This window comes from Streptomyces sp. HSG2 (genome assembly GCF_016598575.1).
Classification (GTDB): domain Bacteria; phylum Actinomycetota; class Actinomycetes; order Streptomycetales; family Streptomycetaceae; genus Streptomyces.
In genome coordinates, this window is record NZ_CP066801.1 from 3778694 (window position 1) to 3803899 (window position 25206).

Sequence of the window (25206 nt, forward strand, 5' to 3'; positions counted from 1 at the left end):
TAACTATCCGGTTATTGACAAGTCTGCCAGGGTGGGGGCACGATGCACCTAACGAGTTAGTTACCTTCTGGGAGCGGAGCACGGCATGGAACAGCGCGCACTGGGGTCGCAGGGCCTGGTGGTCGGAGCCGAGGGTCTGGGCTGCATGGGCATGAGCGCCTTCTACGGCGCGATCGACGAGACCGAGGCGCTCGCGACCATCGACCGGGCGTTGGAGCTCGGGGTGACCATGCTCGACACCGCCGAGGGGTACGGGCCCTTCGTCAACGAGCAACTGGTCGGCAGGGCGGTCGCCGGTCGTCGGGACAGCGTGGTCATCGCCACCAAGACCGGCCTGGAGTTCCTCGACGACGGCACTCCGGTCGGGCTCAACGGCAGCCCCGAGTACATCCGCCGGGCAGCCGACCGCTCGCTCCGACACCTCGGCACGGACCGGATCGACCTGTACTACCTGCACCGGATCGACCCGAAGGTTCCCGTCGAGGAGAGCGTCGGGGCCATGGCGGAGCTCGTCGCCGCGGGCAAGGTCGGCTACATCGGCCTCAGCGAGGCCGCCGCCGCCACCATCCGCCGCGCCCACGCCACGCATCCGCTGACCGCCGTGCAGACCGAGTACTCCCTCTTCGAGCGCGGTCTGGAGAGCGACGGCGTGCGGGACACGCTCCGCGAACTCGGCATCGGCCTCGTCGCCTACTCGCCGCTCGGCCGGGGCTTCCTGTCCGGGGCGATCACCTCCACCGCGGACTTCGCCGAGGACGACTACCGCCGCACCGACCCCCGCTTCCAGGGGGAGAACTTCACCCGCAACCTCGCCGTGGTCGAGGAGGTCCGCCGACTGGCCGGGGAGAAGTCCGTCAGCCCGTCCCAGCTGGCCCTGGCCTGGGTGTCGCACCAGGGCGCGGTCCCGATCCCCGGCACCAAGCGCCGCCGCTACCTGGAGGAGAACGTCGCGGCGTCGGAGATCGCCTTCTCCGACGAGGACCTCGCCGCCATCGAGGCCGTGGCGCCGCGCGGAGTCGCCTCCGGCGACCGCTACTCGCCCGCCTTCATGGACATGCTGAACGGCTGACCCCGGCCCGCGCGTCCCCCGGACGCCGCCCGTCCGGCAGGAAGAGGACGGAGTTGACGTACCGGGGGCCCGAGCCGAAGGGAAGGACCCGTGGGAGCAGACCCCGCTCGGTCACCCAGGACGTGGCCGCCTGGTGGGACTCAAGTGGGAAGGACGCCAACGGCACCCAGGTGCTCCCGGGGAGGACCCAGCCCGAGTACCCGAGTCCCGCCAGGTCGTCCACCACGATGTCGATCGGCTGAATCCGGGCCTCCAGTTCGACGAGGAGCGCGGGCCGGTCGCGGGCGAGCAGCCCCGAGGCCCCCCGCAGGACCGCGCGTTCGCCGCCGTCCACGTCGACCTTGACGAAGGCCACGTCGACGAGGCCCAGGTCGTCCAGGGCCACGCACCGGACGGCGAGCGCGCGGGTGTGCAGGTCGCGCCGGACCAGCGAGGAGACGCCGCGGTCGCCGCGGTCCCCGGGCGGCAGCCACAGCCGGGCCGGACCGGGCCGGTCGGACGCGGCGGCGTGGACCACGCGGACGTTGGCCGGCGCCCCGGAGGCCAACAGGCGGGCCAGGTGGGGGACCGGCTCGACGGTCACCACCCGTTCCGCGAGCCGGGCCAGCCGATGCGTCCAGGGTCCGTACCAGGCCCCCACGTCGACGGCGGTACCCGAGCCGGGCGGGCACAGCTCCGGCAGGCGGGCCAGCTCCGGTTCGCAGCGGGGATACACGGCCCTGGCCGCGGCCGCCACCCACCGCCGGGGCAGGAACGGGGCCAGCCGGGCCGCCGGCGTGCGCCGCGGAGCGGTCCCGTCGCTCACGAGCCGGCCCGGCGCAGCAGTTCCTCGTGTTCGTCGTCGCCGACTCGCTCCCCGCAGGTCGGCAGGAGCTGCGGTATCCCGTCGAGCACCGGATACCGCAGTCGCAGCCGGGGGTTGTAGAGCGCCTCGCCCTCGCGGGCGCCCTCCGCGACACCCTCGTCGGCGGGGAGCAGGCGCAGCGGGCCCTTGTCCAGCGGGCAGACCAGGATCTTCAACAGGGGGTCGTCGGCGTTCAACGCGAGGTCAGCTCCTTGGCGGTGACGGGGGCCCCGGAATCGGGCCCCGGTGCGGGCAGGGTCAGCAGCACGACGAGCCCGAGCAGCGTGCCGCCCAGACGCAGGGCGAGAAGGGCCGGATCCTCCGGCAGCGCCTCGCCGAAGGCGAGCGTGCCGACCACCGCCGCGTAGAGGCAGGACACGGTCGTGCACACCGGCACGATCAGGGAGGCGCGGCAACGTTGCAGTGCGGCCTGGGACATCACCAGGCCCAGTGCCCCGGTGACGAGCAGGAGGTACGGATAGGGAGACCGCAGAACGACCGGGACCACCGCCCCCCAGCCCCCGTCGGTCGGCTGATGCCCGGAGAGCCCCTTGATCGCCAGGGAGCTGACGCCGTACACCAGACCCACGGCCACGCCGTAGACGACACCCGAGGGCGGCCCGCGCCTGCTCCGCCGCTCGGCCACGACGTACAGCGCCACCGCGACCGACAGGCAGGGCCCGCACACCACGAGCACCAGCGGGTACGAAGCACCCGCGCCCACGGTCTCCCCGCCTCGGTCCAGGGACAACACCACCATCAGCAACGCGCCCAGGATCGCCGCCAGCGCCCACCGCTCCCGACGAGTGGTGCGCTCGCCGAGCAGTCGCGCGGACAGCAACACCAACAGCACCAGCCCGGAGACGAACAGCCCCTGCGCGGCGGCCATCGGCAGGGTGCGGTAGACCACCAGTTGGGCGGCGAAGCCCGCGGCCAGCGACAGGGCCCCGCAGATCCACAGCGGACTGCCCAACACCAGCCGCAGAAGCCGGCCGGGCCGGCGGACGCTCACCCGGGGCATCGCGGACAGCGCCCGCTTCTCCAGCACGAAACCCGTGCTGTAGAGGACGTTCGCCGACAGGGCGGCGGCCACTCCCCACCACATCCCGGCCGCCCTAGGCCCGGCGGGCGTGCAGCAGGAGGATCGACGCCATCGGCGCGCGTGTCGTCGAGACGAGTCGGTCCAGCGGGCGCAGCGGACGCGGCACCCCGTGGAAGGGCGCGCCCGAGAGGCCCACGACGTGGAAGCCGGCCGCCGCGACGAACTCCCGCAGCGCGCGCGCGGTGTACAGGCGCAGGTGCCCGACGACCTCGGACCCGGGACGGCCGTGCACGGCCCGCAGGCTGACCTCGGAGAACACCGGCTGCACACCGGCGGCCAGCAGCACCCGGTTGTACCAGGCGGCGAGGTTCGGAGTGGACAGCAGCAGGTGACCGCCCGGACGCAGGACGCGGCGGATCTCGTCGAGCGTCGCGTCGGGGTCCACCAGGTGTTCCAGCACCTCGCCGAACAGGACCGCGTCGGCGGAACCGGTGGCGAACGGCATTCCGCCCGGGCCCAGTTCGCCCCGCACCACGTACGGCAGCCGGGTGCGTGCGCGTCGCAGGGCGTCCTGGGACCAGTCCACGCCGATCAGGCGGTGCCCGGCGAGGTGGGCAAGGGCGTGCGCGGCGGCCGTGCCGTCGCCACAGCCGATGTCGAGGACGGTGGCCGGCCGTTTCGCGCCCCGGAGAGCCCTGGCCAGTTGGGCGGCCTGGAGGCGACTGCGGGGCGTGCCGGAGGCGACCGGCACGGTGGGGTTCTCGTAGAAGTCGCGCAGCTCCGTTCGGGGCGAGGACGCCGCGGTCACGAGGCGGCCTCCGTGGCGGCGAGGTGGTGGGCGAAGAGGTCGCCCACGCGGGCGCCGTCCTCGTCGCCGAGGACACTGCGCGACCAGCGCACCGACAGGTGCAGGAGGCCCCCGGTGGAGGCGGTGGTGAACGTCAGACCGCGTGGGGCGCGGGCCGGCGCCGACAGCCAGACCGCGCGGGCCCGCCCGGCCTCCTCCCCGAAGTCCAAGGGGTAGGGGACTCGGCCGATGTTGCTCAGGAGGGTGGTGGAGGTCCACGGACCACAGGCTCGGCGCACGGCACGGGTGACGACCGCGCGGCAGGCCACCGGGGCCCACGGGGTGGTCAGCAGCGCCGCGCCGCGACCGAGTTGGGGGCGGGGACGCGCCTTGAGGTCGCGGGTTCGGGCGGCCGTGCGTCGCAGCAGGTCCGGGAGGGTCGGGAACCTCAACTCGGCCACGGTGAAGGGAACGTCGACGAGACGGGTGCCGTTGCCGATGGGCATCCCGGAGTCCCGGGGACGGTCGTCCACCGGCATGGTGATGCGCAGCGGGCGGGGGCGGGCGCCGTGTTCCCGGTTCCACTGGGCCACCGTCAGGGCCGTGGCCACCATCAACTGGTCGTTCACGGTGTATCCGGCCCCCGCCGGTCGGCCCGGGAGGGCCAGTTCGGCGACCAGGACACCGTCGCCGGGGGCCGCCCCGGGGGCGCCCGGGGCCACGCGGGCCGGCCGGGACCAGGGCGCGGGGGTCGCGAGATCCCGCACGACCGGGGGGCTCTGCGCGACGGCGCGGACCGGGTGCGCCGCGGGGGTGTTGTCCCGCCCGCCGTACAGCTCGGCGGTGGTGGCGAGCAGCCGCAGGCAGGCGGGGCCGTCCAGGGCGGTGTGGTTGATGCCGAGCAGGAGCACCGTTCCCGCCTCGCCCGCCACCACCTCCAGCCTGATCGGTGGCGCGGCCGACAGCGGCGGCACCCGGGCGAGGGCGCGGGCGCGGGCGTCCCCGAGGGCGTCAGGACCGGGTGGGGCCACGCGGACGACGTCGACGTCGGCGGTGTCCGTCAGCTCCCACTCGTAGCGGCGCCGGAACCAGGGCCCCTCGGCCTCCCGCATCAGGGCCCGAGGGTGGCGTTCGAGCGCGCCCGCGAAGGCCTCGCGGAGCCGTGCCGGGTCCAGCGGTCCCGGCAGACGGATCTCGATGTGGATCGTCTCGGGCTCCCGCCGGTGGTGGCAGTGGCGGCTGATCTCGTCGACCACCGGGAACGGGACCCGCGTCGGCGCGGTGCTCACGATCGTCCACCCCCCGCGTCCGCGGCCGGACTCTCCACCGGTCGGTCCGGCGCGCCCCCGTCCGCCTCGTCGTCCGAGGCGGGCTCCGCGGCGCCGCCCAGGCCCGCGACGGCCGCGAACAGGGCGACGAGCGCGAGGAACTGGGCGGTGTGCCCGAAGGGCCCCGCGCCCGTGTCCGGCGGCTGCCCGGCGCCGAAGGCGGCGGCGAGGCCGGCTCCGGCCATGGCGACGAAGGCGAGGGGTGCCAGGATGGTCGGGCGCCACCTCGCCGCCACCGCGAGGACCGGCACGAGCAACGCCCACCACCCGGCGATCACCACGCCCACGGCGGTCGCCGCCACCGCGCCGAGCCAAAGTCCGGGCGGTGCCGGCGCCGAGAGCGGGGACCGCGCCGAGGGCTCCCGGCGTCGCCACAGGGCCAGGCCCAGCACCGCGACGATCCCGGCGGCGGAGCCGGCCAGCCCCGCGTGGTAGACGACGGCGGGCTCGTAGGTGAGCGTGATCGTGCCGCCGGCGCCCTCGGGCACGAGCCAGCCCTGCTGCCAGCCGTCCAGGCGGACCGGGGTCAGCTCCCGGCCGTCCAGGGTGGCCTTCCAGCCTTCGTTGACGTTCTCGTAGGTGGTCAGGTACGCGGCCGCTCCGGCGTTCACCCGGACTTCGCGTCGGTCGCCGGACCAGTCGCCCACCTCGGCGGAGCGGTCGACCGCGGTGGGGGAGAGCGCGCCCCGGGTCAGGGTCAGCTCGGTCAGCGCCAACGGCCCGGCGTCACCGCCCTCCAGCCGGTGTTCCCCGGCCGGCAGCCGCACTTCCGCGTCCGGCCGGCCATCCTGGCACAGGGTCACCTCCACCGGCCGTCGCTCGGTCAGGTCGGCGACGGTACCGCGCAACCCGGTCTGGTAAAGCCCGCCGTCCAGGGCGAGGTCGGGGCCGCTGCCGCAGGGCAGGGTGAACTCCCGGTCGGGATCGGCGGGCGGCGTGCGGTAGGCCTCCAGAGCGGGCAGGTGCGCCTCGGCAAGGCCCACCGGGAGCTGGAGTCGCTCGTCGGCGACGGGGTTGTGCAGGGTCAGCGGCGCCGTCCCGGTGATCGTGACGTCGAGCCGGTCGGTGGTCAGGGGCCCGAAGACGACGCGACCGTTGGGGTCCACCGAGGCGACGGCCGCGCCGTCCGGGGAGCCGATCTCCACCTCGGTGGGCCGGGTGGTCAGGCCGCCCGCCGCGACCAGCACGAGTTCGCCCACCGGTACCTTGCCCTCCCAACTCAGCCGGAGGGTCGGTCGGTCGCCGGCGATCCACGCCGTGGTCAGGTCGCCGTCGGTGAGGTTGCGGGCGTCCAGCCCGGGGCCGAGCCGGGCGGTGGAGTCGGCGGTGGCGGTGATCCTGGCGGGCTGGTCCGGCGCCACCTCGTACAGCAGTCGGTCCAGTTCGGCCCCGGGCACGGCGACCGCGTGCGCCTTGAGTGTGAAGGTGCCCTCGGTCGTCGTGTCGAAGCGGCGGTGCAGGCCGGTCTCGGTGCCGACCGGCGACAGCCCCGTCGGGTCGGCGGCCCGGTGCAGCGAGACGACCTCGTTGGGGCTCTCCGGCCCGGTGGCGTCGGTGGGCAGCCGCAGCAGCCGCGTGACCTGGACGTCGGGCAGGGCGATCTCGGTGAAGCCCGCGCCCGTCAGACCGGGCTCGCGGGCGGTGGACTCCACGATCGTCAGCCGCATCCAGCCGGTGGCCCCCTCGGGGGCCCGGACCTCCTGGGTGGTGCCGTCGGCCCGTAGGAAGCTGCTGCGGGAGCCCTGCTCGGTGTCGACGCGGACCCGCGTGGGTGCCGCCCGCACACCGTCCTGGGGAAGTGGCGTGACGTCCAGCGAGGCGGGCATGTCGTACGAGCCGTCGAAGGCGATCCGCAGCCACTGTCCGGCGGGCGAGTCGGGTGACCCCTCCGCCCAGGCCGTCCCGGGGTTCCCGTCGAAGGCGTGCACCGGGTCGTACTGCGGCAGGTGGAACAGCCAGTTGCCGTAGGAGGACGCGGTGACCGAGCGGGCGCCGCGCAGCTCCGCCACCGTCTGATGGTCCACCCCCTCGACCGGCAGGATCTGATGGGGCGACTCGCCGGGGTCCTGAGTCGCGTCGGGCGCGTTGCGCTCGCCGCGGGTGTACGTGTAGGACGTGTTCGCGTTGACCAGACCGAAGCGGGTGTCGGCGCGCCGCAGCCCGTCACCGGTGATCCGCGCCGCCGGGGTGTCGACCCCGGGATGGGCGTCCCCGGTCAGGACGGTGGGCCGGCCGCGCAGCTCGCCGGCGAGCGGGAGCAGTGCCTCCGGGCCGCCGGAGACCACCGCCGTGTCGGCGACGGGAGTCAGGCCGGCCCTGCCCGGGAGCGGCACCTCCGGGTCCGCGGGGCGGTAGATCTCCACCGCCCGCCGGCTCGGGAACAGCCCCTCGACCTGGAGAGGGGTGTCGTCGGCGATGACGCCCAGGGTGGTGGCCGGGCCGATCCCGGTCACCCGCTCGTAGCCGGACTGTTCGAGAGCCCGGACGACGGTGGTCGTCGGCACGTGCCCGATCCGGTCGGGGTCCAGGTCGTTGCGGACGACGACGTGGTGGATTCCGGCGCGGCCCAGGTAGTCGGCCAGGCCGGGCACGGCCCCGCCGGTCATCAGGGCCTGTTCGACGGCGTCCATCGCCCGGCGGTTTCCGGGGGTGCCGAAGGGCACGTAGTCACGCTGCGCCCAACGGGACTCGGCGAGGACGTCGAGCGGCTGGTCGATGGGGGAGCCCCAGGTGTAGAGGCCGTGCGCGGTGGCCGGGACGACCAGGGCGCGGGAGTCCGGGGCGTTCTCCGCCAGCCACTCGGCCGTCGTCCGCCAGTGGTCGGGCAGCTCGCGGAAGGAACCGGGGCTCAGAATGGAGCCGTTGAGGTAGGGCCACAGCAGGCCCGGCAGTACCAGCACGGCCGCCAGCGCCGGGAGGACCCCGCGGGCCCTGGGGACGCGGGTCCGGGCGCTCCGGGCCGCCGCCGCCACGGACACCAGGTGGGCCAGTCCCAGGGACAGGGCCAGCGCCGGTCCGGTCTGGAACTTGTAGATGTTGCGGAAGGGGGCGAGCGGGCCGTCCAGCCAGTCCCGCACCGTCGCGTGGAAGGGCGCGCCGAACGCCCCGCCGTACCCGGCCAGCAGCACCAGCGCCGCCACCAGCACCGTCAGGACCAGCCAACGCCGTTCCGGCAGATCCCGGCGGGCGAGGCCGGCGAGGCCGATCGCGGCGGCCAGCGACGAGCCGACGACCACGAGCACCGAGGAGACCACCGTCCACCCGGCGGGCAGCCAGGCCTCGTCGAAGTGCAGGTAGGCGACCCAGTTCCCGGCGCCGCGCAGCGCCTCCGCCGCCGACATGGTGGAGGTCGTCGTCTCGGCGTTCTCGATGAAGGGGAGGAAGTTCTCCCCGTACACGCCGAGCAGCAGCAGGGGAATCCACCACCAGGCGGTGACCACCGCGACCGCCGGCACCCACCAGGCCAGCAGTCGCCGCTTCCGGGGTCCGGGCGGCCGGGTGAGCAGGTAGAGCCCCACCGGGAGCAGCGAGGCGAGTGTGGAGGCGGCGTTCACCCCTCCCATGAAGGGGACCAGCAGTGCCGAGCGCAGGGCCGCGACGCGGGGGGCGTACCGGGTGTCGGCCAGCGGCAGCAACACCCAGGGGAGCAACGCGCCGGGGAGGGCGGCGGCGGAGGTGGAGCCGACGACGATGGTGAACAGCGGCCACAGCGCGTACACCGCCGCGCCGAGCAGCCGGGTCGTCGAGTCGCCGATCCGCAGCCGCTCCGCGAGCCGTGACGCCCCCCAGAAGGCGGCGGTCACGATCAGGGACAGCCACAGGCGTTCGGCCAGCCAGACCGGCACCCGCGCCAGGTCGGCCAGCCAGTAGAACGGGAGCATCGGCCACAGGTACCCGATGTACTGGTCCTGGAGGCCGCCGAAGCCGCTCTGACCGTGCCACAGCGTCCCCAGGTCACCGAGGAAGCGGCCCGGGTCGACCGTCACGCCCAACTTGGTGTCGAACGTCTGCCGCCCCGGACCGGCCGCCACGAAGAGGGCGAACACGACGACCCAGAAACCCCACAGCCAACGCCTGGAACGCGGGCGGTCCGGGGGCCCGGCCGTGTCCGTGCCGGGGGACGTCGCCGCCGGAGGCGGAGTCTGGACTGTGGTCGTCATAGGGATTCCCGCCGGAGGATGAGGAGGAGGTTCCAGGTGGCGAACTCGCGGAGGCCGGGGACCTTGACGACGGCCTCGGCGAGGAACGGCCAGTAGCGGCTGCGCGCGGAGACGACGTGGACGCCGCGCAGGGAGCGCACCTGCCGCAGGGTGGTGCCGACGTGGACCGGGAAGAGGTTCTCGCCCAGACGGTGTTTGGCCTCCTGGCCGGTCCGACGTCCGTAGCGGGCGCGGGCGCGGTCCGCCCCGAGGTAGTGCCAGGGTGCCCACTCGTGCCCGCCCCACGGCGACAGCCAGTTGGTGAAGGCGACGTAGATCAGCCCGCCGGGCCGTGTGACGCGGACCAGTTCGCTGAGGAAGGTGCCGGGATCGGCCACGTGTTCCAGGACGTTGGAGGAGAAGGTCACGTCGGCGGCGCCGTCGGGCAGGGGTAGCAGGTAGCCGTCGGCGACGACCGTCCCCGGGGGAGGACGCTCGCCCAGTTCTCGCCGGTCCGGTTCGAGGAGGAACGCCCGCGCTCCTCGCCGTCGGAACTCGGTGGTGAAGTGGCCGGCGCCGCCGCCGACGTCGGCCACGGTGCGACCGGCCAGCGGTCCGCCGTACCGTTCGAGCTGGTCGGCGGAGTCCCGGGCGAGCAGGTCGTAGCAGCCGGCGGGATCGTCCCGCTCGTGACGGAAGGCACGGAACAGGGCGAGGGACCGGCGTATCGACGGATCACGGAGGCCGCTGGCGCTCATGGGGTGAAGCCCCTCACCGCCTCCGCCGCGACGGCGCGGAACTGCCCGACCGTGCGATGCCAGCGGAAGGAGGCGGCCCGCTCCCGGGCGGCCCGGCCCATCCGCTCCCGGCGTCGCTCGGACAGGGCCAGCGCGCACCAGGCGGCGGCGAACGAGGATTCGCCCCGCGCGAGGACGCCCGTCTCGCCGTCGGCCACCGAGTCCCGCAGCCCGGGGACGTCGAAGGCGACGGTCGGGGTGGAGCGGGCCGCCGCCTCCGTCACCACCAGGCCCCAACCCTCCACGGCCGAGGGGTGGAGCAGGAGCCAGGCGGCGCAGAGCAGTCGGTGCTTCTCCGCCTCGTCGACGTGGCCGGCGAAGGTCACCCCGGGGCCGGCGAGCCGTTCCAGGCGCTGCCGCTCGGGGCCGTCGCCGACGACTACCAGGCGGCCCCCGGTGACCGGACGGACCCGCTCCCACAGTCGCAGCAGCAGGTCGACGCGCTTGTACTCGACGAGGCGTCCCACCGCCACGAAGAGGGGTTCGGTGGAACGGCCGGTGTGCGGCCCCGGCTCCTCGACACCGTTGTGCACCACCCGGATGCGGTCCCGCTCGACGCCGAGGGCGCGCAACTCGTGCTCCGTGGAGGGCGAGACGGCGACGAGCATCCCGGGGCGGCGGTCGCCGGACAGCGCCCAGTGCTCCAGACGTCGGCCGAGCCGCGCCGCCGGTGCCAGCGGGCCGCGGAACCGCATCCGCCACAGGTCGGTGTGGACGTGGTTGACCAGGCACAGCGTGGGACCGCGGTGCCACAACGACGCCAGGTAGGGCATGCCGTTGCACACCTCCACCAACAGGTCGGTCTCTCCCACCTGGCGGGCCAGCACGGACCGCGCGCGCAGGAAGTGGCCGTAGGCGCCGCCCGCCGAGACCACCCGGTAGTCGCGCGGGGTGGCGGGTCCGCCGCAGATCAGCGTGACCTGGTGGCCGAGGTCGGTCAGCCCGCCGGCGAGACGGTCGACGAGCAGTTCCGAGCCTCCGGCCGCGGGGTTGTCGAGGTCGCGGTGGGCGAGGAAGGTGATCCGGCGCGGATGCGACGGTCTCGCCGGTGGGTGCCTCCGCGCGCCGGGTGGCGCGGCGCGCGGAGGGGAGGGCACGTGCCGGGGCATGGGAGCTCCAACTCGTCTCGGGTGCGGGGCACACGGGGGAGAGGGCGGTGACGGGTGGTGGTGTGGCCGGGCGGCGGCGGTGGGGCCGGGGCGCGCTGTTCGCGGAGGGCGGGCGGTGGACGGCGAGGCGAGGACGGGCGGACGGGTGTGCGCGGGTGGGGTGGACAGTTTTCGCCCGCCCGTCACCGAGGGCTACTCACCGATGTGACAAGTTTCCGCATTGTTTCGGCCGACGCGGCGTCACTTCCTGTCCCGGGAAAGGGATCAATCAGCGCCATGCGGGCGGAGGCGGTCGTTTCGACCGCGCGCCGCCAGGACGCCGGCGATCAGCACGAGCACCAGTCCGGTCGCGGTGGCGGAGATCGGCAGGGTCCACCCCACCAGACGCAGCAGGGCGCCGTCGGCCCGCGCCTGGTCGACCGCCTCCCGCTGGGTCCCCTCGGTGAACGCGACCTTCCGGCTGTCCAGCAGGACCACGGCGTCCTCGTCGGTACCCGGGGCCCGCAGCGTGCGGCGCGGCCCGGTCTGCGCGTAGAGGACCCGGCCGGTCGCCTGGTCGACGACCAGTTCCACGCCGTGGTTGGCGTACCACTCCTCGGCCAGCACCTGCGGTCGATCCGGCGTGTCCAGCAGACTGCCCGGGACCAGCCGCGTGCCGGTCCGGGTCGCCGGGACCGTGCCGGTGAAGCGCAGCCCCTCGTAGCCGCGGATCTCCGCGCGCCCCTCGTAGCGGAGGGTCACGGTGGACCCCAGGGTGTTGTCCCACCACGCGTAGGACCGTTCCCGCACGTCGAAGGGGAACTTCAGATAGGCCTCGCCCTCGAAGTACGGCTCCTCGCCGCAGCAGTGCACCGGCCGGTTGGTTCGCCGGTCGGTCACCCAGCGGTGCGGGGTGAAGTCCAGCGCGTCGTGCGGGTCGGCGGCCGGCAGGGACGCGTCGGTGTCGACGGAGGTGGTGATGTCCCAGACGGCGGCACCGCCGGCCTCGCTCTCGGCGACGTCGCCGCGCACCCGGTGGGTGATGGTGATCCGCTGATCCGGAACCGTCTCCACCCGTTCCAGGTCGAGGACGCTGCCCGTCCCGGTGTAGACGGCCGTGGTGTCGATGTCGATCGGGTTCACCGCGGCACGCGGTTTCACATACCAGACCAGCAGCGGGGCCAGTACCAGAAAAAAGGTGCCAAGACCCAGTGCGAGCAGGGAAAAGGGGATGGATGTACGGCGCATCCGGGCGCTCCAGGAAGGGAGGGAAGAACGTGGCGGCAACGTGCGCGATCGTTATGGGCCGGGAACCGTAGGCCGCTCTTGACGTGCTGTCAATGCTTGTCGACACTGACCCTCACGAGGCGGTGTCGAGCAGGGCACGTCGCGCGTCCGGTGGCGGGGCGGCGCGGTGGAGCCCTTCTCGGGTCCGGGCGCGCGGCCCGGACCGGCGGCGGCCGGCGCCTCGATGAGGGGCCGGTGCCCGGGTGGGGCAACCGCGGAGGTCCGGGCGCGCACCGCGCGCGGGTCCGGCCGACCGCGCGTACGACGACCCTTTCCCGAGAGGTGACCCATGCCCCGAATCCTCGCCGCCGCCCTGACCGTCGTGTGCGCCGCCGCCCTGGCCGTGGGCGCGGCCGTAGGCGTCGTCTCCCTGCTGGAGGCCACCCCCGAGCAACCCGGCACCCCCATGATCACCTACGAGCACGCCGACCAGGCGGGCTGACCTCGTGTGCGCCGCCCGTCCCGGGGTCGTGACCGCGCCCTCGGCCTGGCGGGAGGTTCCGCCCGACCGGGTCCGCCGCTTCGTGGCGGGCGCCCTGGGCGAGGCGCCCGCGCTCGCCGAGCAGATCCTCGACGAGATCCGACGCGAGTATCCCCGTCTGGACCTGCCTCTGGACGCCTCCGGTGAACCGCTGGCCCTGCTCGGCATCCGTCGGGCGATCGAGTCCTTCGTGGCGCTGCTGGAGCGTTCCGCGACCGGTCGAGCCTCGGACGTCGAGTCCCCGGTGGTTCCGCCCGAGGTCTTCCAGGAGTTCGGTCGCGGGGAGGGGTTGCACGGTCGCTCGCTCGATTCCCTCCAGGCCATCTATCGCCTGGGGGTCCGGTTGGCGTGGCGGCGTCTGGCGGAGATCGGTCAGCGGGTGGAGATCCCGGCGCCGGCCATGTACGAACTCGTGGACGCGGGATACGAGTACCTCGACGGATTGGTCGACCAGTCCGTCCGCGGTTATGCCGAGGCGGCGGCCCGAGAGGCCGGGGAGCGGCTGCGCCTGCGGCGTCGGTTGATGGAGATGCTGCTGGGCGACCGACGTCGCGGGGATGGTGTCGAGGCGCTGGCGGAGCGCGCCGCGGGGGTCGGGTGGGCGCTGCCGCGTCGGGTCGCCGTGGGGGTGCTGTTGCGCCCCGCGCGGGAGGCCGTCGCCCCCGCCCTCGGCGAGGACGTGCTGCTCGACCTGGAGTACGAGCGGCCCCGCATGGTCGTGCCGGATCCGTACGCCGCCGGGCGTCCGGAGCTGCTGCACCGCGCGCTGGCCGGCTGGTCCGGCGCCGTGGGCCCACCGGTCCCGCTGCGGGACGCGGCCAAGTCGCTCCGCTGGGCCGAGGTCGCGGTGGGGCTGATGGAGCGCGGACTGCTGCCGTCCGGGGAGGTGCTGCACTGCACCGAGCACACGGAGGCGCTGGTCCTGCTCCAGCCGGAGGAACTTCTCGACGACCTGTCCCTTCGCTGCCTGGCCCCGTTGACCCACTGCGGCCCGACGCACGCGCGCCGGCTGGCGGAGACGCTGCTGGCGTGGCTGGAGACGCGCGGTGGCGCCCCGGAGGTCGCCGCGCGACTCGGCGTCCATCCGCAGACCGTCCGCTATCGACTGCGGCGGATCCGGGAGCTGTGGGGCGGCGAGATCGATGATCCCGACCGTCGCTTCGAGCTGGAATTGGTCCTGCGCGCCCAGCGGTTGCGCGGCGAACTCGGCGCGACGGACGCCGAACGCCCCGGGCGCTGACCGCTTCGCCGGAACGTGGAGTCGTGGCCCGCGACGCCCGTGCTCGGCCTGGACGAGGCCGTGGAGAAGCGCCGCGTTCCGCCGAGACGGGAGCGGAATGACCGGCACGAGGGAAATGATCACCCGGTGATGAGCGGGGGGTAACATGACCCGCTTCATACCCCTGTTTTACTTTTTCATCAGTTTATCTGGATAGCATTCCATCAATTCGGAACGCCCCGAAAAGATCTCCGCGGCAGGCGTATCAGGTGTGTCCAGTCCAGGAAATCGGCGAACGCGTGCCGCTTCGGCGGAACCCGTTCACCAGGAATCCACGGACGTGCCGGGGAAACGAACGAAAGGTTCAACGACCGCAATGAAGCGTCGTACGCGTGCCCTCGTCGGTGCCCTCACCGCATCGACCTCTGTCCTCACCCTCGGGTTCCTCGCGACCCCCGCCCAGGCGGCCGGGGTTCAGGTCACCAACCTGGAAGGCGTGATCAAGAATCAGGTCGGGATCCTCACCTACGCCAAGACCGACCGCGTCACCAACTCCAACACCAGCGTCGAGGTCGTCGGCGACCCCTCGGTGAGCCTCGGCGACCTGTGGTTCGTCGGCACCTCCACTCTGCGCAACACCACCGACGACGCGCAGACGATGTCCAGCGAGAGCTTCACCAAGACGATCGAGGACACCGTCACCACCTCGGTGACCAAGGGCCTGGAAGTCTCCAACACCGTCCAGGCTTCCGTGGACATGGGCGAAGTCCTGCACCTGGGCAACGAGCTGACCACGACCTGGAACTTCAGCGAGGAGAACAGCCACGCGAACTCCGAGAGCGTCAGCTACACCGCTCCCCAGCAGGACATCGTCGTGCCCGCTCACACGACGGCCACGGTCACGGTCCGACTCCAGCAGGCCATCGCCACCGGTGACGTGGCGCTCTCCACCGACCTCGGTGGCCAGTACGAGGGATGGCAGTGCAGCAGCGGCTCCTGCGCCTCCTCCTACAGCCCGCTGTACTCGACCATCAAGAGCATCCAGGACAGCGGGAAGACCTGGGCCAACACCCCGGCCCCGGCGCTTCCCTCCGGCTTCACGCTGAACACCGGCAAGCAGGCCCTGAGCTTCGAGGGCGCCGGCACCTACAGTGCCACCTACGGAGCCAACTTCGACGTCAAGGTGTCCATGGCGCCGAACAGCGACGAGGGCGAGTCCGCCTCCTCGTACTCGCTGACCGTCCCGGCGGTCTGACCGACGCGTCGGCGGGAGACCCGACGGGTCGACCCGCCCGGGCCCCGTCCACCACCCCGAGCGGTGGACGGGGCCCGGGGCCTTGGTGTGGCGCCGGGTCAGGAAGGCCCGTCGTCCAGTCCCGCCGCCCGGCGCTCGGCCCGCGTCAACGGCGGCCCGGTCGGCGCCGGTCGCAGGGGCCCCACCACCGCCGCCGACAGCACCCCGGGCGACACCAGCACCTCGGCCCGCCGCTCCAGGGACATCACGTCCGTCAGGCGTCGCGCGACCCGCCCGTTCCCGGTGGCCGTGCGGACGAGCCGGTCGACGTAGGCCGCCGTGATCCGCTCCCGCCTCGAAGGGCCGTCGGGCGTGGCACCGGGGAAGAACACGTCCTGCCCCACCGCCAGGTCCCAGGCCGCGCCCGCCGGTCGGGCCACCGCGCGCTGCGCCGCCCGCGCGATCCCCGGAGCCCCGAACCCACGCCGGCGCAGAACCGACCGCAGGCCGACCGCGCCCCGCGCGGCCACGGCCATGCCGTGCCCGTACACCGGGTTCAGCGCCGCCAACGCGTCGCCCAGGACCACCACGTTCTCCGGCCGCCGGGCCAGGCGCTCGTAGAAGCGGCGGCGGTTGGCCGTGGTCCGGCTGACGGAGACCTCTCCCAGCGGCTCCGCCCGGGCGATCAGGTCGCCGATCACCGGATGGCGCAGTCCCTCGCGGGCGAACGCCACGAAGTCCTCGCCCGACGAGGGAGGTTCGCCCCCGCGCGTGCCGAAGAGGGTGACCAGCCACCGGCCGTCCTCCACCGGCAGCAGGACACCGCCCCGCCCCGGTCCCCCGGACCTCGGGTCCGCCTGCACGCTCACCAACGGGAACCCCCCGCGGGCCGCCTCGGGGGCACGGTAGAGGCGGCTGGCATAGCAGAGCCCCGCGTCGACGACCCGTTCCCGGGGGGCGGGCGCCCCCAACTCCGCCAGCCACCCGACCATCCGGGAGCCGCGACCGGTCGCGTCCACCACGAGACCCGCCTTCAGCGCGCGCTCCCGCCCGTTGCGCTCCCGCACCCGCACCCCGGTAACCGCCGTCGCGTCGCCGATCAGCCCGACCGCCTCCGCCTCCTCCACCAGCGTGACCCGCTCCTCGGCCAGTACCCGGGTCCGCACCGCGTGGTCCAGCAGATCCCGGGTGCAGAGCAGCATCGAGTGCGACTCCGGCCACCGCCGGTACCAGCCCTGGGGGGACAGCATGGCGATGTCCGCGGTGACCGCCTGCCGGTGGGCACCGTGCCGCCTCAGCCAGGTGGTCACCCCGGGCAGCAACTCCTCCAGCGCCCGCCCGCCGCCGGACCACAACTGGTGCGCGTGGCGCGCCTGGGGCAGGCCGCGGCGAGGCCGTGGGCCCTCCGGGAGCCTGTCGCGTTCCAGCACGGTCACCCGGTCCACGAAGGGGGCCAGCGCGCGGGCCGCGAGCAGCCCGGCCAACGAACCGCCGAGGACCACCGCGGTGGGGGATGGCTCAGTCATCTGCGGACACACACTCCGATGTAGTCGCGGTACGACGCCGTACCGCCTCGATCTCTTCGGGTCGGGCGAGGGCACGGGAGGTCGCCCCGATATCGCCCAGCAGGTCGGCCGTGTCGACCTCGTCGCCGTGGCCGTCCGGGGGAGCCCCGTCGGCGCGCCCGACGGCGTCCAGGACGGCCACGGCGGCGGCCAGGGCCTTGGCTCGGTCCGGGGGGAAGCCGAGGTCGAGCGCGGCCCGGTGGGCGCGGTGACGTCCGCGTTCGTCGATCTTCCGGGCGAGCCCCAGCAGCACGTCCCGTATGAACGTCTCCCGCCGGATGAGACGCAGCTCCGGAGTGGAACGCAGGACGAAGGGGACGCCGGCACCCGACGCCGACCGCGTCAGCCGGTACAGCGGGCCGAGTTCCCGGTGGGCGACCCCGACCAGCCGACGGTCGTGCAGGTACTGTCCGGTCTGGGGCAGGATGAACCCCAGGGCGATCACGATCGCGGAGACGCAGGCAACCGGCGGCGCCAGATCGGTGCTCAGCCAGTCCAGATCGCGCCCCGCCCAACGAGCGCCCACCGCAGTGAGTTTCAGGGCGTCGAAGACGAGGTTGAGGGCGTATCCGGCGCCCAGGAACCGCAGGCCCCACCGGAGCCAGGCGTCGAGTCCGTCGGTGCGGGCCCAGTTCCACACCAGCCAGGACGTGATCAGCACGGCGACGGTGTGAGCCAGCAGGTAGAGCAGGATCTCCTCGCGCATGAACGGTGTGTTCGCGTAGTACGTGTCCAGGTCCCGCACGCGTTCGACGGGCACGTCGGCGAGGGCGAACAGCACCCAGAGGGCGACGATCACACCGGAGTAGACCGCGACGACCCGACGCATGGCCCGACGGGTGGACGCCGAGCGTTCGGACAGGCCGTTGCGCCAGGCGATGATCAGCAGGAGGCAGGAGGCGCAGAACGCCGTGATCAGCGAATAGCACCACGGCGCGGCGAAGTTGGGGATGCCGGTGACCCGGTTGGTCCACGCGATGGTGGTCGGCGCGACGAAGACGAACACCGTGCAGGCCAGCAGCAGCAGACCGCCGACGGCGCGCAGGAGCGGGTCGCGCCAGAGCCGCACGATCGTCGGGAGTTTGATCGTCAGCGCCGCGGCCAGGACAAGGGTCGGTATCCAGAAGGAGATGCGGAACCCGCTCGCGAGGTCGGTCGGTGCCGACCCGACGAGGATCCCGCCGGTCGTGCTCGCGGTGTTCACCGGCGGGCCCCCCCGCGCCCGCGATACCCGAGCGACCGCTGCACCGGGCCCGGGGGGACATCCGTTCCCCCGCCGGGCAGCAACGGACGCAACCGCGCGGCGAGTCGGTGGCCGAACTCCTCGGCCTCCGCCTCCTCCGCCTCCCGGGATCCGCTGCGGGCGGCGGCGACCAGCGCCGTGACCCGACCGTCGACCCGAGCGGCGGGCCCTTGGAGGCCGTGACGGTGGCCGACCCGCATGTGCCACAGCTCGTGCCCCAGGATCACCAACCGCTGGACGTCCTCGGCGCGTTCCTCCACGATCACCAGGTCGAAGTCCTGGAAGGCAACCCAGACCCCGGTGACCTCGATCTCGTCCGGGAAGCGGTCGAAGCGCAACTCGACGGGTCGTCCCCGACGCCTCGCCATCTCCGCGCACACCGCCGCGCACAGCTCGCGCCCGTCCCGAAAAGGACGCGGACGGTCCCGCACCGCGCGGTCCAGATCGGCGAGCAGCGCGCGCATGGCCGCGCCCCGGCGCGGCCGTCCGAGTGCGGCGGCGGCCCGGGCCGCACGCTCGCGCGCACTCGCCATGCCCATCGCTCCCTCCCCACCACCCGTCGGCGGCGTTCCGAGATTACGCGTCCGAGTCCCGGCGCGTCAGGAGATCAGGGGACCAAGCGTGACGGCCCGTGACCGCAGCGACGTCGGCGCCGGACCTCGGTGGGGAACCAGCCTCCCGGTGCCACCACGGTGGCCCCGCAGGCGCCCTCACGGCCCGGTGGCCCCCGCGGCGGGCACCGACGGCCCCCCGGCCGCCGAGGCGAGCGGTCGCACACGCACCTCTCCGGGACCGGCGGGGGAGTCCCCGTCCGAGAGGACGGCCAGGGCCAGGGAGTTCTCGACGCCCCCGCCACGCAGCGGGCCTCCGGGCAGGGGGATCGTGTGCGGGGGGCCGCCGCCCACGTACTGGCCCAGGTTCCAGCCGTTGAGGAAGACCTGCACGCGATGGGTGCGGCGGGCCGGGGCATCCGCGAACTCCAGCCCGAACGACGCGTCCACCCCGTCCGGGACCCGAGTGCGGAAGGAACAGCGGTACCAGGTGACCCCTTGGCGCGGACGCGCCGAGGACGGATCCGCGGGCTCCCAGTCGGCGTCGTCGTACCCCGGCAGGTGCCATCCCGCGTGCTCGCCGTGCAACCCCCCGGTGTTCAGTGGTCCGCGCACACGGTCCGGTGCCGCCGCCCCCCTCAGTCGCCACCGGACCGCCGGCGTCGCCCCCTCGAACGCGGCACCCATCAACCCGCGGGCCGCCGTCGGGTCGCCGCGACCGTCGTCGTCCGCGTCGTGGCCCATCGGGCGGGTCAGGACCGACAGGACGCGGGACGTGCCCGCGTCTCCCCCCGGGGACCGAGGCACGGCGAATCGCACGGTGTCGATCCGGGTCCTGCGGCCCTCCCCGGCGTCCTTGGCGTCCGGCATACGTCGGACCCCCAGGGGTCTCCCGTCCAGCCAGGCCATCAGCAGACCGTCCGTCCCCGCCGCCCAGGTCAGCGAGATCGCCGCCGGCTCGGCGGCACCCGTCAGCCGGCCCCGATACCAGACGTCGCCGACATGGCACCCGTAGTCGTCGGCGAAGAGCACGGGGTTCCCGTCCGGAACGGGCGTGCCGCTCGTCGACTCCCGCGACTCGGCGACGGTCCAGTCCGCGTCGTCGAATTCCGGTGCGGACTCCGGGTTCTCCTCCCGCCGCCGCCATCCGGTGAGCGCGGGCACCGGGATCGGCGGGGGCGCGCCGGGCGGGCGCGCTGCCGTGATGCTGCCGTCCAGCCCGCGCTCGGGGATCAGCGGAGCGCCGTTCCACTCCACGTCGGTGACGCCGTACGGACCCCATACCTCCACCCCGAGATCGTCGGTGCTGTCGCCGGTGAGCCGGAGAGTGTGGCCCTCCACCGACGCCGAGCGCAGCAGGGTCGGACCGTAGACGAGGAAGGTGCCGTCCGGGGTGGCGCAGGGCCACAGCCGCAGCGAGGTGGCGTCGTCGGCGAAGAGCAGCAGCAGGGTCCGATCCGACCCGCCGCCCCGGACCCTGACCCTGGTCAACCCGCCCTCGCCGAGCGGCGCGGTCACGTGCAGGCGCCCTTGGGCGTAGGCCCAGGCCGCTTCCAGGTCCAGGCGGGTCGGGGTCGGTTCCTCGGAGCAGTCCACTGCCACGTGCGCGGGCTCGCCGCGCCGGCCGACGAAGACGGCCACGTCCCAGCGTCCGGCGGAGAGCAGCGCCATGGGCTGCGCGGTGCTGTACGCCAGTCGACGCCGCCCGCCCAGGGACAGCCCGGCGACGAGCAGTCGGGCGTCGCCCGCCGGGACGGTGACGGGCGACGCCACCGGTGTACCCGGCAGGGAGGAGGTGACGGCGGAGCCGGACGGGTTGCGCAGCACGTACGCCCGGGTGTCGGACCCCGGGTCGGTCAGCGCGGTGACCTCCAGGCGCGGGTCCGCGGGGTGGACCGGCGAGGCGGGCTCCATGCCCGTCAGGCCGGGGACGTGCCGCAGCAGGTGACCCAGTTGGTGGGTCGGGGCCAGGATCTCCCCCGGCCCCCGTGCGGGGTCGATCGCCGTTCCCGCCGCGTGGACCGTGCCGGCGCCGGCCGCCGGCGACCACCCCCAGGACAGACCGCCGTAGGCCGGCGAGACGGCGGGCCGATCCGGCTCCCGGGCGAACAGCCCCAGTCGGCGGAGTCGCTCGCCCGCCGCGCCGCCTGCCGGCGGGAGCGCGGCGTAGCCGGTGACGAGAGGCACGTCGACGCCGTCGGCGCGCACTCGGTGACGCAGATGATCGCGGTACCCGCGATCGGCGGTCTCCTCCAGTTGGTAGAGGAGGACCGTGCCGCCTCCGTGGGTGTGGAGGTGCGGGGCGACCACGGCGTTCACCGCGGACAGCCAGGCGTCTACGTGCCGGAGGTAGTCGGGGTCGGTGGTCCGCACCCTCGCGCCGCTCGTGGCCAGCCAGGCGGGGAGGCCACCGGCGTCCTGGTCGGCGCCGAGGTGGGGTCCCGGGCGCGGGATCACGTAGAGCCCCTCCTCCGCCGCAGTGCGCAGGAACAGGTCCAGGTCGCGGACCCCCGTGAAGTCGTGCCGTCCCGGGGAGGGGCAGTGGTGGTTCCACGCGACCGGCACGACGACCGCGTTGTATCCGTGGGCGCGCGTCCGCTGGAGGACGTCCCGCCACAGGTGCGGGCTCGGCAGTCGCGAGGGGGAGAACTCGCCGGGCCGGAGCGGCTCCCGGCGACCGTCGACCAGGACGGTGTGGCCGTCCCGGACGACCCGGTGGCGGCGGCCGTCGGCGGTCGGTCGGGCGGGCGGCACGCGGCCCACCGCCGCCGGTCCGGCGGCTCCGGGAGGCACGGCCGCCGTCGCGCCCACGCTGCCGCGCAGGGCGAGACCGAGGACGGTGGTGCCGGCGAGCGCACCGAAAGTCCGCCTGGTGAGCTCCACGGGGGCGCCTCCTCTTGCCGTACTCGTCGCGTCCCCGGTCGTCCGCGCGGGTTCACGCGCTGTTCACGCTCGCGCCCATTGTGTACGTGCCCCGGTCCGTCGCTCGCACGGACCCGTCCCTCGGTGCGGCGGTGGTCTGGGACCGCGCGGTGGAGCCGGTGGCTCGTGGGTCCGGCGGGCGAGCCGCCTCGCGCCGAACACCCGGTGTGCGAAGCGTCTCCCGGGGCGGTTCGCCGGGAGGGGGCCGAACCCTCGGCGGACTACAGCTGGGCCCAGGCGAAACCGCTCAGCAGGACGGCCGTACCACCGATCTCGGTGACGACCAGCGCTTCGCGGGCACCGCGCATGCGGGACTTGAGGTCACGCATCTGGTTGTCGGTGCGGGCCTGGACCGCGAGCCGCACGTAGCGCGCGATCGACACGGCGAACATGCCGACGACCGTCGCGGCGGCGGCGACGTTCACCGGGGACGGCCAGCCCGAGAACTGGACGAGCGGTGCCACGATCGACGCCGCCGCGAACGAGTACATCAGTCCGGCGTTGTGCGCGACGTCGACGTAGCGGTGGGCCGTTCCGGCCGGCGACGCCATGGACTGCTGCCACTTCCAGACACCGAGGGCCAGCGAGGCCAGGAAGATCAGTCCGGCGGCGAAGAGGACCCAGGCGGTTTCCTGACGGATCATGCGGAACCTCCGAGAGACGGGGACGGGGGAAGCCGGCCGTCGACGGGGCGGACACGATCGTCGCGCGCCGTGTGGACGGCGTGGGGCACGAGGTTGCTTCCCCGGCCGGGGCGCCCGCTCCCCTCCCCGGACCGCCCGTACCGTCGTGATTCGCGGGGGCCTTGCCGTCGCCCGGAGCCGACCGGTCCTCCGGTCCGGGGCGGCCCCGGGCGTTTCACGCCTGGTTGTGAGGGTGTGAATGGCCGAGCCTCCGTCTGTGCGACCGCCGGGGCGGCGGCGTACCTTCTGGCTCGCACACGTCGTGCACGGGATTTTCACAGACTCCGCACGGTCCACCCCCACGCACCGGAATGGGAGAATCATGGCCGGAGGCATCCTCCTGGGCGGCGCCGTAGCCGCCCTGCTCACCACGGCACTGCCCGCGCAACAACCCGCCGACGCGTTCGACGACCCGCCGCCGGACAAGATCATCATCAAGGTGGCCACGGTGAACGGCTCGGGTTGTCCCCAGGGCACCGCGGCCGTCGCCGTCTCCGACGACAACACCGCCTTCACCGTGACCTACAGTGACTATCTGGCCCAGGCCGGCGGCAACTCCTCGCCCACGGCCTTCCGGAAGAACTGCCAGCTGAACCTGTTGGTCCACGTCCCGCAGGGCTTCACCTACGCCATCGCCAGCGCGGACTACCGAGGCTTCGCCTCTCTCCAGCCCGGTGCCTCGGCCGTCCAGCAGGCCTCGTACTACTTCCAGGGGTCCCCGAACACCGAGTACCGCAGCCACCCCTTCGCCGGGCCCTACAACGACAACTGGCAGGCCACCGACGACACCGACTGGGCCCAACTGGTCTGGGCACCCTGCGGAGTCCAGCGCAACTTCAACATCAACACCGAGATCAGGGTCAACGCGGGCGACGACCCCGACAAGGTCAGCTTCATGACGATGGACTCCACCGACGGGGACATCAGCACCGTCTACCACATGGCCTGGAAGGAGTGCCCGGCCGACTGAGGCGCCGGACTCCGCGCCCCGCCTCCGACGGCTCCCGGACGGCGCGGGGCGCTCCGCGGCCGACGCTCCGCCGGCGCTCCGGGCGCCCGCCGACGGTCCCCTGTCCCGGAGCCCGGCGGAGCGGGAGCGACGGCGGCGGGATCAGCCCGTCCGTCCCTGGCCGGGAGCGGTCGTGTGCTCCTGGCCAGGGACCGCCCCCGCCGGGCTCGGCCAGCTCTGCGGCCCCGGCCAGCCGGTCGCCGGGGCGGTCCGCAGGCCGTCGCTGCCCCGGACCTGCGCCGCCGTGAGACCGCCGCGGGCCGGGACCCCGGCCGGTGTCGGCGCCCCGGCGGGCAGGGAGGTCGGCGGCGGGGGAATCGCGGCGGGGGCCTGCGCCATGTGTGTCTGGTGGCCGACCCCTACCGGCGGGGGAGGCGGCGCGGGCAGCGCGGCCTGGGCCTGGTGTCCGGCCACCGGAGCGGCGGCCGGGAGCGGCATCCCGTTGGCCCCGGGCAGCCCCGGCATTCCGGTGGCGGCACCGGCCAGTTCCCGCATCCCGCTCCCGTTCGTCTCGTTGACGAGCCGGTCCACGGTCGCGGTCCCCGAGGTGTAGCCGGCCCCGGCCTGCTCTTGGCCCCCGGCGTGCCTCGTCCCGTAAAGGACCTCCTCCAGCCCGGCCACGAGCCGTCGCACGTCGGCCTCGGGTCGCACCACCAGGCGCAGGAAGCGACTGGAGGAACCGATCTTGTTGCCGCACTCGCGGACCAGGACCCGGTGTTCGGTGAGCAGCCTGTCCCGGACCACGGTGCCCTCGGCGCCCAGCGGGAGGCGCACGAAGAGGAAGTTCCCCTGCGAGGGGTAGACGGTGAGGCCGGGCAACGACGAGAGTTGGCTGGCCATCTCCAGGCGGTCCCGACGGACCTGGTTCAGGCTCTGGGCGTACTCGGTGCCGTGGTTGCGCAGCATGAACACCACGTGCTCCGCGAAGGAGTTGAGGTTCCACTTCGGCAGCATCGACCGCACCCGTCCGGCCAGCGCCGGGTTGGCGACGAGGTATCCGAACCGGATGCCGTGCAGGCCGAAGTTCTTGCCGAGGCTGCGGAGCACGATCACGTTCGGCCGGAGCATGGCCTCCTGTACCACCGAGGGGTCGGTCTCGGCGTCGGCGAACTCCAGGAATGACTCGTCGATCACCACCAGGTCCCGGTCGGCCATGGCGTCCATGAACTGCACGACCGCGTGCTTGTGCAGATACCCCCCGTCGGGATTGTTGGGGTTGCAGATCACCGCCACTCGCGTGCCGCGCGACCTGATGAACTCGGCGTACTGGGCGAGGTCGAGGGCGAACCCGCCGGACTCCTGGAGCGGGAACATGTCGACCCGCTTGCCGGTCTCCATGGGTTGGTCCGTCCATCGGCCGAAGGTGGGGACGGGTATCGCGAGGGACTCCCGGACCAACAGGTGATCGATCCAGGTGATCAGCTCCGTGGACCCGTTGCCCATCGCCACGCACTGCGGGGGCAGTTGCAACAGGCCGCACAGCTCCGCGGTGATGGTGTCCGCGCCGCTCGGGTAGTAGGTGATGATGTCGCGCAGCCGGCTGCCCATGTCGTCGAACATGGCCTGGGTGGGGAAGTACGGGTTGCAGGGGATGCAGAAGTCGATCGGGCCCGCTCCGTCGCCCTCGCGTGCCAGGGCGGCCATCGACGGGCTGTGCGCCGCGGTGCTGCGGAACAGCGAGGTGACGTTGCCGGCCAAGGGGAAACCTCCGTCTTCCGAGAACCCGCGGGGGAGTGCGAGCCGCCCTTGGGTACGGGGGAGCGCCCGCCGCCGTTCAACGTCCGACGGCGAGCCGGTGTCCACGACACCCCCTGACCGGGGCCGGGCGGTCCCTTCCCGCGCGGCGCGTCGCGGCGCGCTCCCGCCGTCCGGGTGGGAGCGGTTCACCCGCCCGGCGCCGCCCGGGGTTCCCGGCAAG

Annotated in this window: 20 protein-coding genes; 5 read left to right on the forward strand and 15 right to left on the reverse strand. The window is 73.8% G+C overall.

Features of this window, described 5'->3' with window-relative positions:
- Positions 1-85: 85 nt before the first annotated feature.
- Positions 86-1069 (forward strand): aldo/keto reductase, encoded by a 984-nt coding sequence (locus JEK78_RS16295; protein WP_200259988.1) that lies wholly within the window; start codon positions 86-88, stop codon positions 1067-1069.
- Here JEK78_RS16295 and JEK78_RS16300 read toward each other — a convergent pair.
- From JEK78_RS16300 to JEK78_RS16340, 9 genes are all read right to left on the reverse strand, one after another.
- Positions 1047-1874: an FkbM family methyltransferase gene (locus tag JEK78_RS16300; RefSeq protein ID WP_242483102.1), complete on the reverse strand. Its 828-nt coding sequence runs from the start codon at positions 1872-1874 to the stop codon at positions 1047-1049. The genes JEK78_RS16295 and JEK78_RS16300 overlap by 23 nt on opposite strands.
- Positions 1871-2110: a Trm112 family protein gene (locus JEK78_RS16305; RefSeq protein WP_200259991.1), complete on the reverse strand. Its 240-nt coding sequence runs from the start codon at positions 2108-2110 to the stop codon at positions 1871-1873. Before JEK78_RS16305 ends, JEK78_RS16300 begins: the two co-directional genes overlap by 4 nt.
- Positions 2107-3018: a DMT family transporter gene (locus JEK78_RS16310; protein ID WP_200259994.1), complete on the reverse strand. Its 912-nt coding sequence runs from the start codon at positions 3016-3018 to the stop codon at positions 2107-2109. Before JEK78_RS16310 ends, JEK78_RS16305 begins: the two co-directional genes overlap by 4 nt.
- Before the next feature lie 10 nt (positions 3019-3028).
- On the reverse strand, positions 3029-3763 hold the full coding sequence (locus JEK78_RS16315) for a class I SAM-dependent methyltransferase (RefSeq protein WP_200259997.1): 735 nt from the start codon (positions 3761-3763) through the stop codon (positions 3029-3031).
- On the reverse strand, positions 3760-5031 hold the full coding sequence (locus JEK78_RS16320) for a condensation protein (RefSeq protein ID WP_242483103.1): 1272 nt from the start codon (positions 5029-5031) through the stop codon (positions 3760-3762). The genes JEK78_RS16315 and JEK78_RS16320 overlap by 4 nt, the downstream gene beginning before the upstream one ends.
- Positions 5028-9230 carry an alpha-(1->3)-arabinofuranosyltransferase family protein gene (locus JEK78_RS16325; protein ID WP_200260000.1) on the reverse strand — a complete coding sequence of 1401 codons (4203 nt, stop codon included), beginning with the start codon at positions 9228-9230 and terminating at the stop codon, positions 5028-5030. Before JEK78_RS16325 ends, JEK78_RS16320 begins: the two co-directional genes overlap by 4 nt.
- Positions 9227-9967 (reverse strand): class I SAM-dependent methyltransferase, encoded by a 741-nt coding sequence (locus JEK78_RS16330; protein WP_200260003.1) that lies wholly within the window; start codon positions 9965-9967, stop codon positions 9227-9229. Before JEK78_RS16330 ends, JEK78_RS16325 begins: the two co-directional genes overlap by 4 nt.
- The gene (locus JEK78_RS16335) at positions 9964-11115 is read right to left on the reverse strand and encodes a glycosyltransferase family 4 protein (protein ID WP_200260006.1); all 1152 of its coding nucleotides are present in this window, start codon (positions 11113-11115) and stop codon (positions 9964-9966) included. The genes JEK78_RS16330 and JEK78_RS16335 overlap by 4 nt, the downstream gene beginning before the upstream one ends.
- 264 nt (positions 11116-11379) lie before the next feature.
- Complete coding sequence (locus tag JEK78_RS16340; protein ID WP_200260009.1) at positions 11380-12342, reverse strand: DUF3068 domain-containing protein; 963 nt, start codon at positions 12340-12342, stop codon at positions 11380-11382.
- 328 nt (positions 12343-12670) lie between these two features.
- On the opposite strand from JEK78_RS16340, the gene JEK78_RS16345 reads away from it, so the two are divergent.
- From JEK78_RS16345 to JEK78_RS16355, 3 genes are all read left to right on the forward strand, one after another.
- On the forward strand, positions 12671-12823 hold the full coding sequence (locus JEK78_RS16345) for a hypothetical protein (RefSeq protein ID WP_200260012.1): 153 nt from the start codon (positions 12671-12673) through the stop codon (positions 12821-12823).
- 4 nt (positions 12824-12827) lie between these two features.
- Positions 12828-14102: a PucR family transcriptional regulator gene (locus JEK78_RS16350; RefSeq protein ID WP_200260015.1), complete on the forward strand. Its 1275-nt coding sequence runs from the start codon at positions 12828-12830 to the stop codon at positions 14100-14102.
- A 355-nt stretch (positions 14103-14457) separates the two neighbouring features.
- Positions 14458-15336: an ETX/MTX2 family pore-forming toxin gene (locus tag JEK78_RS16355; protein ID WP_200260018.1), complete on the forward strand. Its 879-nt coding sequence runs from the start codon at positions 14458-14460 to the stop codon at positions 15334-15336.
- 98 nt (positions 15337-15434) lie between these two features.
- On the opposite strand, the gene JEK78_RS16360 is transcribed toward JEK78_RS16355, so the two are convergent.
- From JEK78_RS16360 to JEK78_RS16380, 5 genes are all read right to left on the reverse strand, one after another.
- On the reverse strand, positions 15435-16841 hold the full coding sequence (locus tag JEK78_RS16360) for an FAD-dependent oxidoreductase (RefSeq protein WP_200260021.1): 1407 nt from the start codon (positions 16839-16841) through the stop codon (positions 15435-15437).
- A complete protein-coding gene (locus tag JEK78_RS16365; RefSeq protein WP_200264211.1) occupies positions 16834-18057 on the reverse strand; it encodes an MAB_1171c family putative transporter in 1224 nt (407 codons plus the stop codon). The genes JEK78_RS16360 and JEK78_RS16365 overlap by 8 nt, the downstream gene beginning before the upstream one ends.
- Before the next feature lie 23 nt (positions 18058-18080).
- The gene (locus JEK78_RS16370) at positions 18081-18662 is read right to left on the reverse strand and encodes a toxin-antitoxin system, toxin component family protein (protein ID WP_200260024.1); all 582 of its coding nucleotides are present in this window, start codon (positions 18660-18662) and stop codon (positions 18081-18083) included.
- A 171-nt stretch (positions 18663-18833) separates the two neighbouring features.
- Entirely contained in the window at positions 18834-21557 is a 2724-nt protein-coding gene (locus JEK78_RS16375) for a beta-galactosidase (RefSeq protein WP_200260027.1), read from the reverse strand.
- Between the two features lie 260 nt (positions 21558-21817).
- Positions 21818-22240 carry a hypothetical protein gene (locus JEK78_RS16380; protein ID WP_200260029.1) on the reverse strand — a complete coding sequence of 141 codons (423 nt, stop codon included), beginning with the start codon at positions 22238-22240 and terminating at the stop codon, positions 21818-21820.
- A 361-nt stretch (positions 22241-22601) separates the two neighbouring features.
- Here JEK78_RS16380 and JEK78_RS16385 point away from each other — a divergent pair, with 361 nt between their 5' ends.
- The gene (locus JEK78_RS16385; RefSeq protein ID WP_200260031.1) at positions 22602-23249 is read left to right on the forward strand and encodes a DUF4360 domain-containing protein; all 648 of its coding nucleotides are present in this window, start codon (positions 22602-22604) and stop codon (positions 23247-23249) included.
- Between the two features lie 141 nt (positions 23250-23390).
- On the opposite strand, the gene JEK78_RS16390 is transcribed toward JEK78_RS16385, so the two are convergent.
- On the reverse strand, positions 23391-24986 hold the full coding sequence (locus JEK78_RS16390) for a histidinol-phosphate transaminase (protein ID WP_200260033.1): 1596 nt from the start codon (positions 24984-24986) through the stop codon (positions 23391-23393).
- Positions 24987-25206: the final 220 nt, after the last annotated feature.

Excerpts from the sequence above, each read along its gene's own strand:
- JEK78_RS16310 (WP_200259994.1), bottom strand. The coding sequence starts at position 3,018 with ATGTGGTGGGGAGTGGCCGCCGCCCTGTCGGCGAACGTCCTCTACAGC.
- JEK78_RS16355 (WP_200260018.1), top strand. The coding sequence starts at position 14,458 with ATGAAGCGTCGTACGCGTGCCCTCGTCGGTGCCCTCACCGCATCGACC.
- JEK78_RS16325 (WP_200260000.1), bottom strand. The coding sequence starts at position 9,230 with ATGACGACCACAGTCCAGACTCCGCCTCCGGCGGCGACGTCCCCCGGC.
- JEK78_RS16345 (WP_200260012.1), top strand. The coding sequence starts at position 12,671 with ATGCCCCGAATCCTCGCCGCCGCCCTGACCGTCGTGTGCGCCGCCGCC.
- JEK78_RS16385 (WP_200260031.1), top strand. The coding sequence starts at position 22,602 with ATGGCCGGAGGCATCCTCCTGGGCGGCGCCGTAGCCGCCCTGCTCACC.
- JEK78_RS16340 (WP_200260009.1), bottom strand. The coding sequence starts at position 12,342 with ATGCGCCGTACATCCATCCCCTTTTCCCTGCTCGCACTGGGTCTTGGC.
- JEK78_RS16330 (WP_200260003.1), bottom strand. The coding sequence starts at position 9,967 with ATGAGCGCCAGCGGCCTCCGTGATCCGTCGATACGCCGGTCCCTCGCC.
- JEK78_RS16335 (WP_200260006.1), bottom strand. The coding sequence starts at position 11,115 with ATGCCCCGGCACGTGCCCTCCCCTCCGCGCGCCGCGCCACCCGGCGCG.
- JEK78_RS16370 (WP_200260024.1), bottom strand. The coding sequence starts at position 18,662 with ATGGGCATGGCGAGTGCGCGCGAGCGTGCGGCCCGGGCCGCCGCCGCA.
- JEK78_RS16360 (WP_200260021.1), bottom strand. The coding sequence starts at position 16,841 with ATGACTGAGCCATCCCCCACCGCGGTGGTCCTCGGCGGTTCGTTGGCC.
- JEK78_RS16295 (WP_200259988.1), top strand. The coding sequence starts at position 86 with ATGGAACAGCGCGCACTGGGGTCGCAGGGCCTGGTGGTCGGAGCCGAG.
- JEK78_RS16380 (WP_200260029.1), bottom strand. The coding sequence starts at position 22,240 with ATGATCCGTCAGGAAACCGCCTGGGTCCTCTTCGCCGCCGGACTGATC.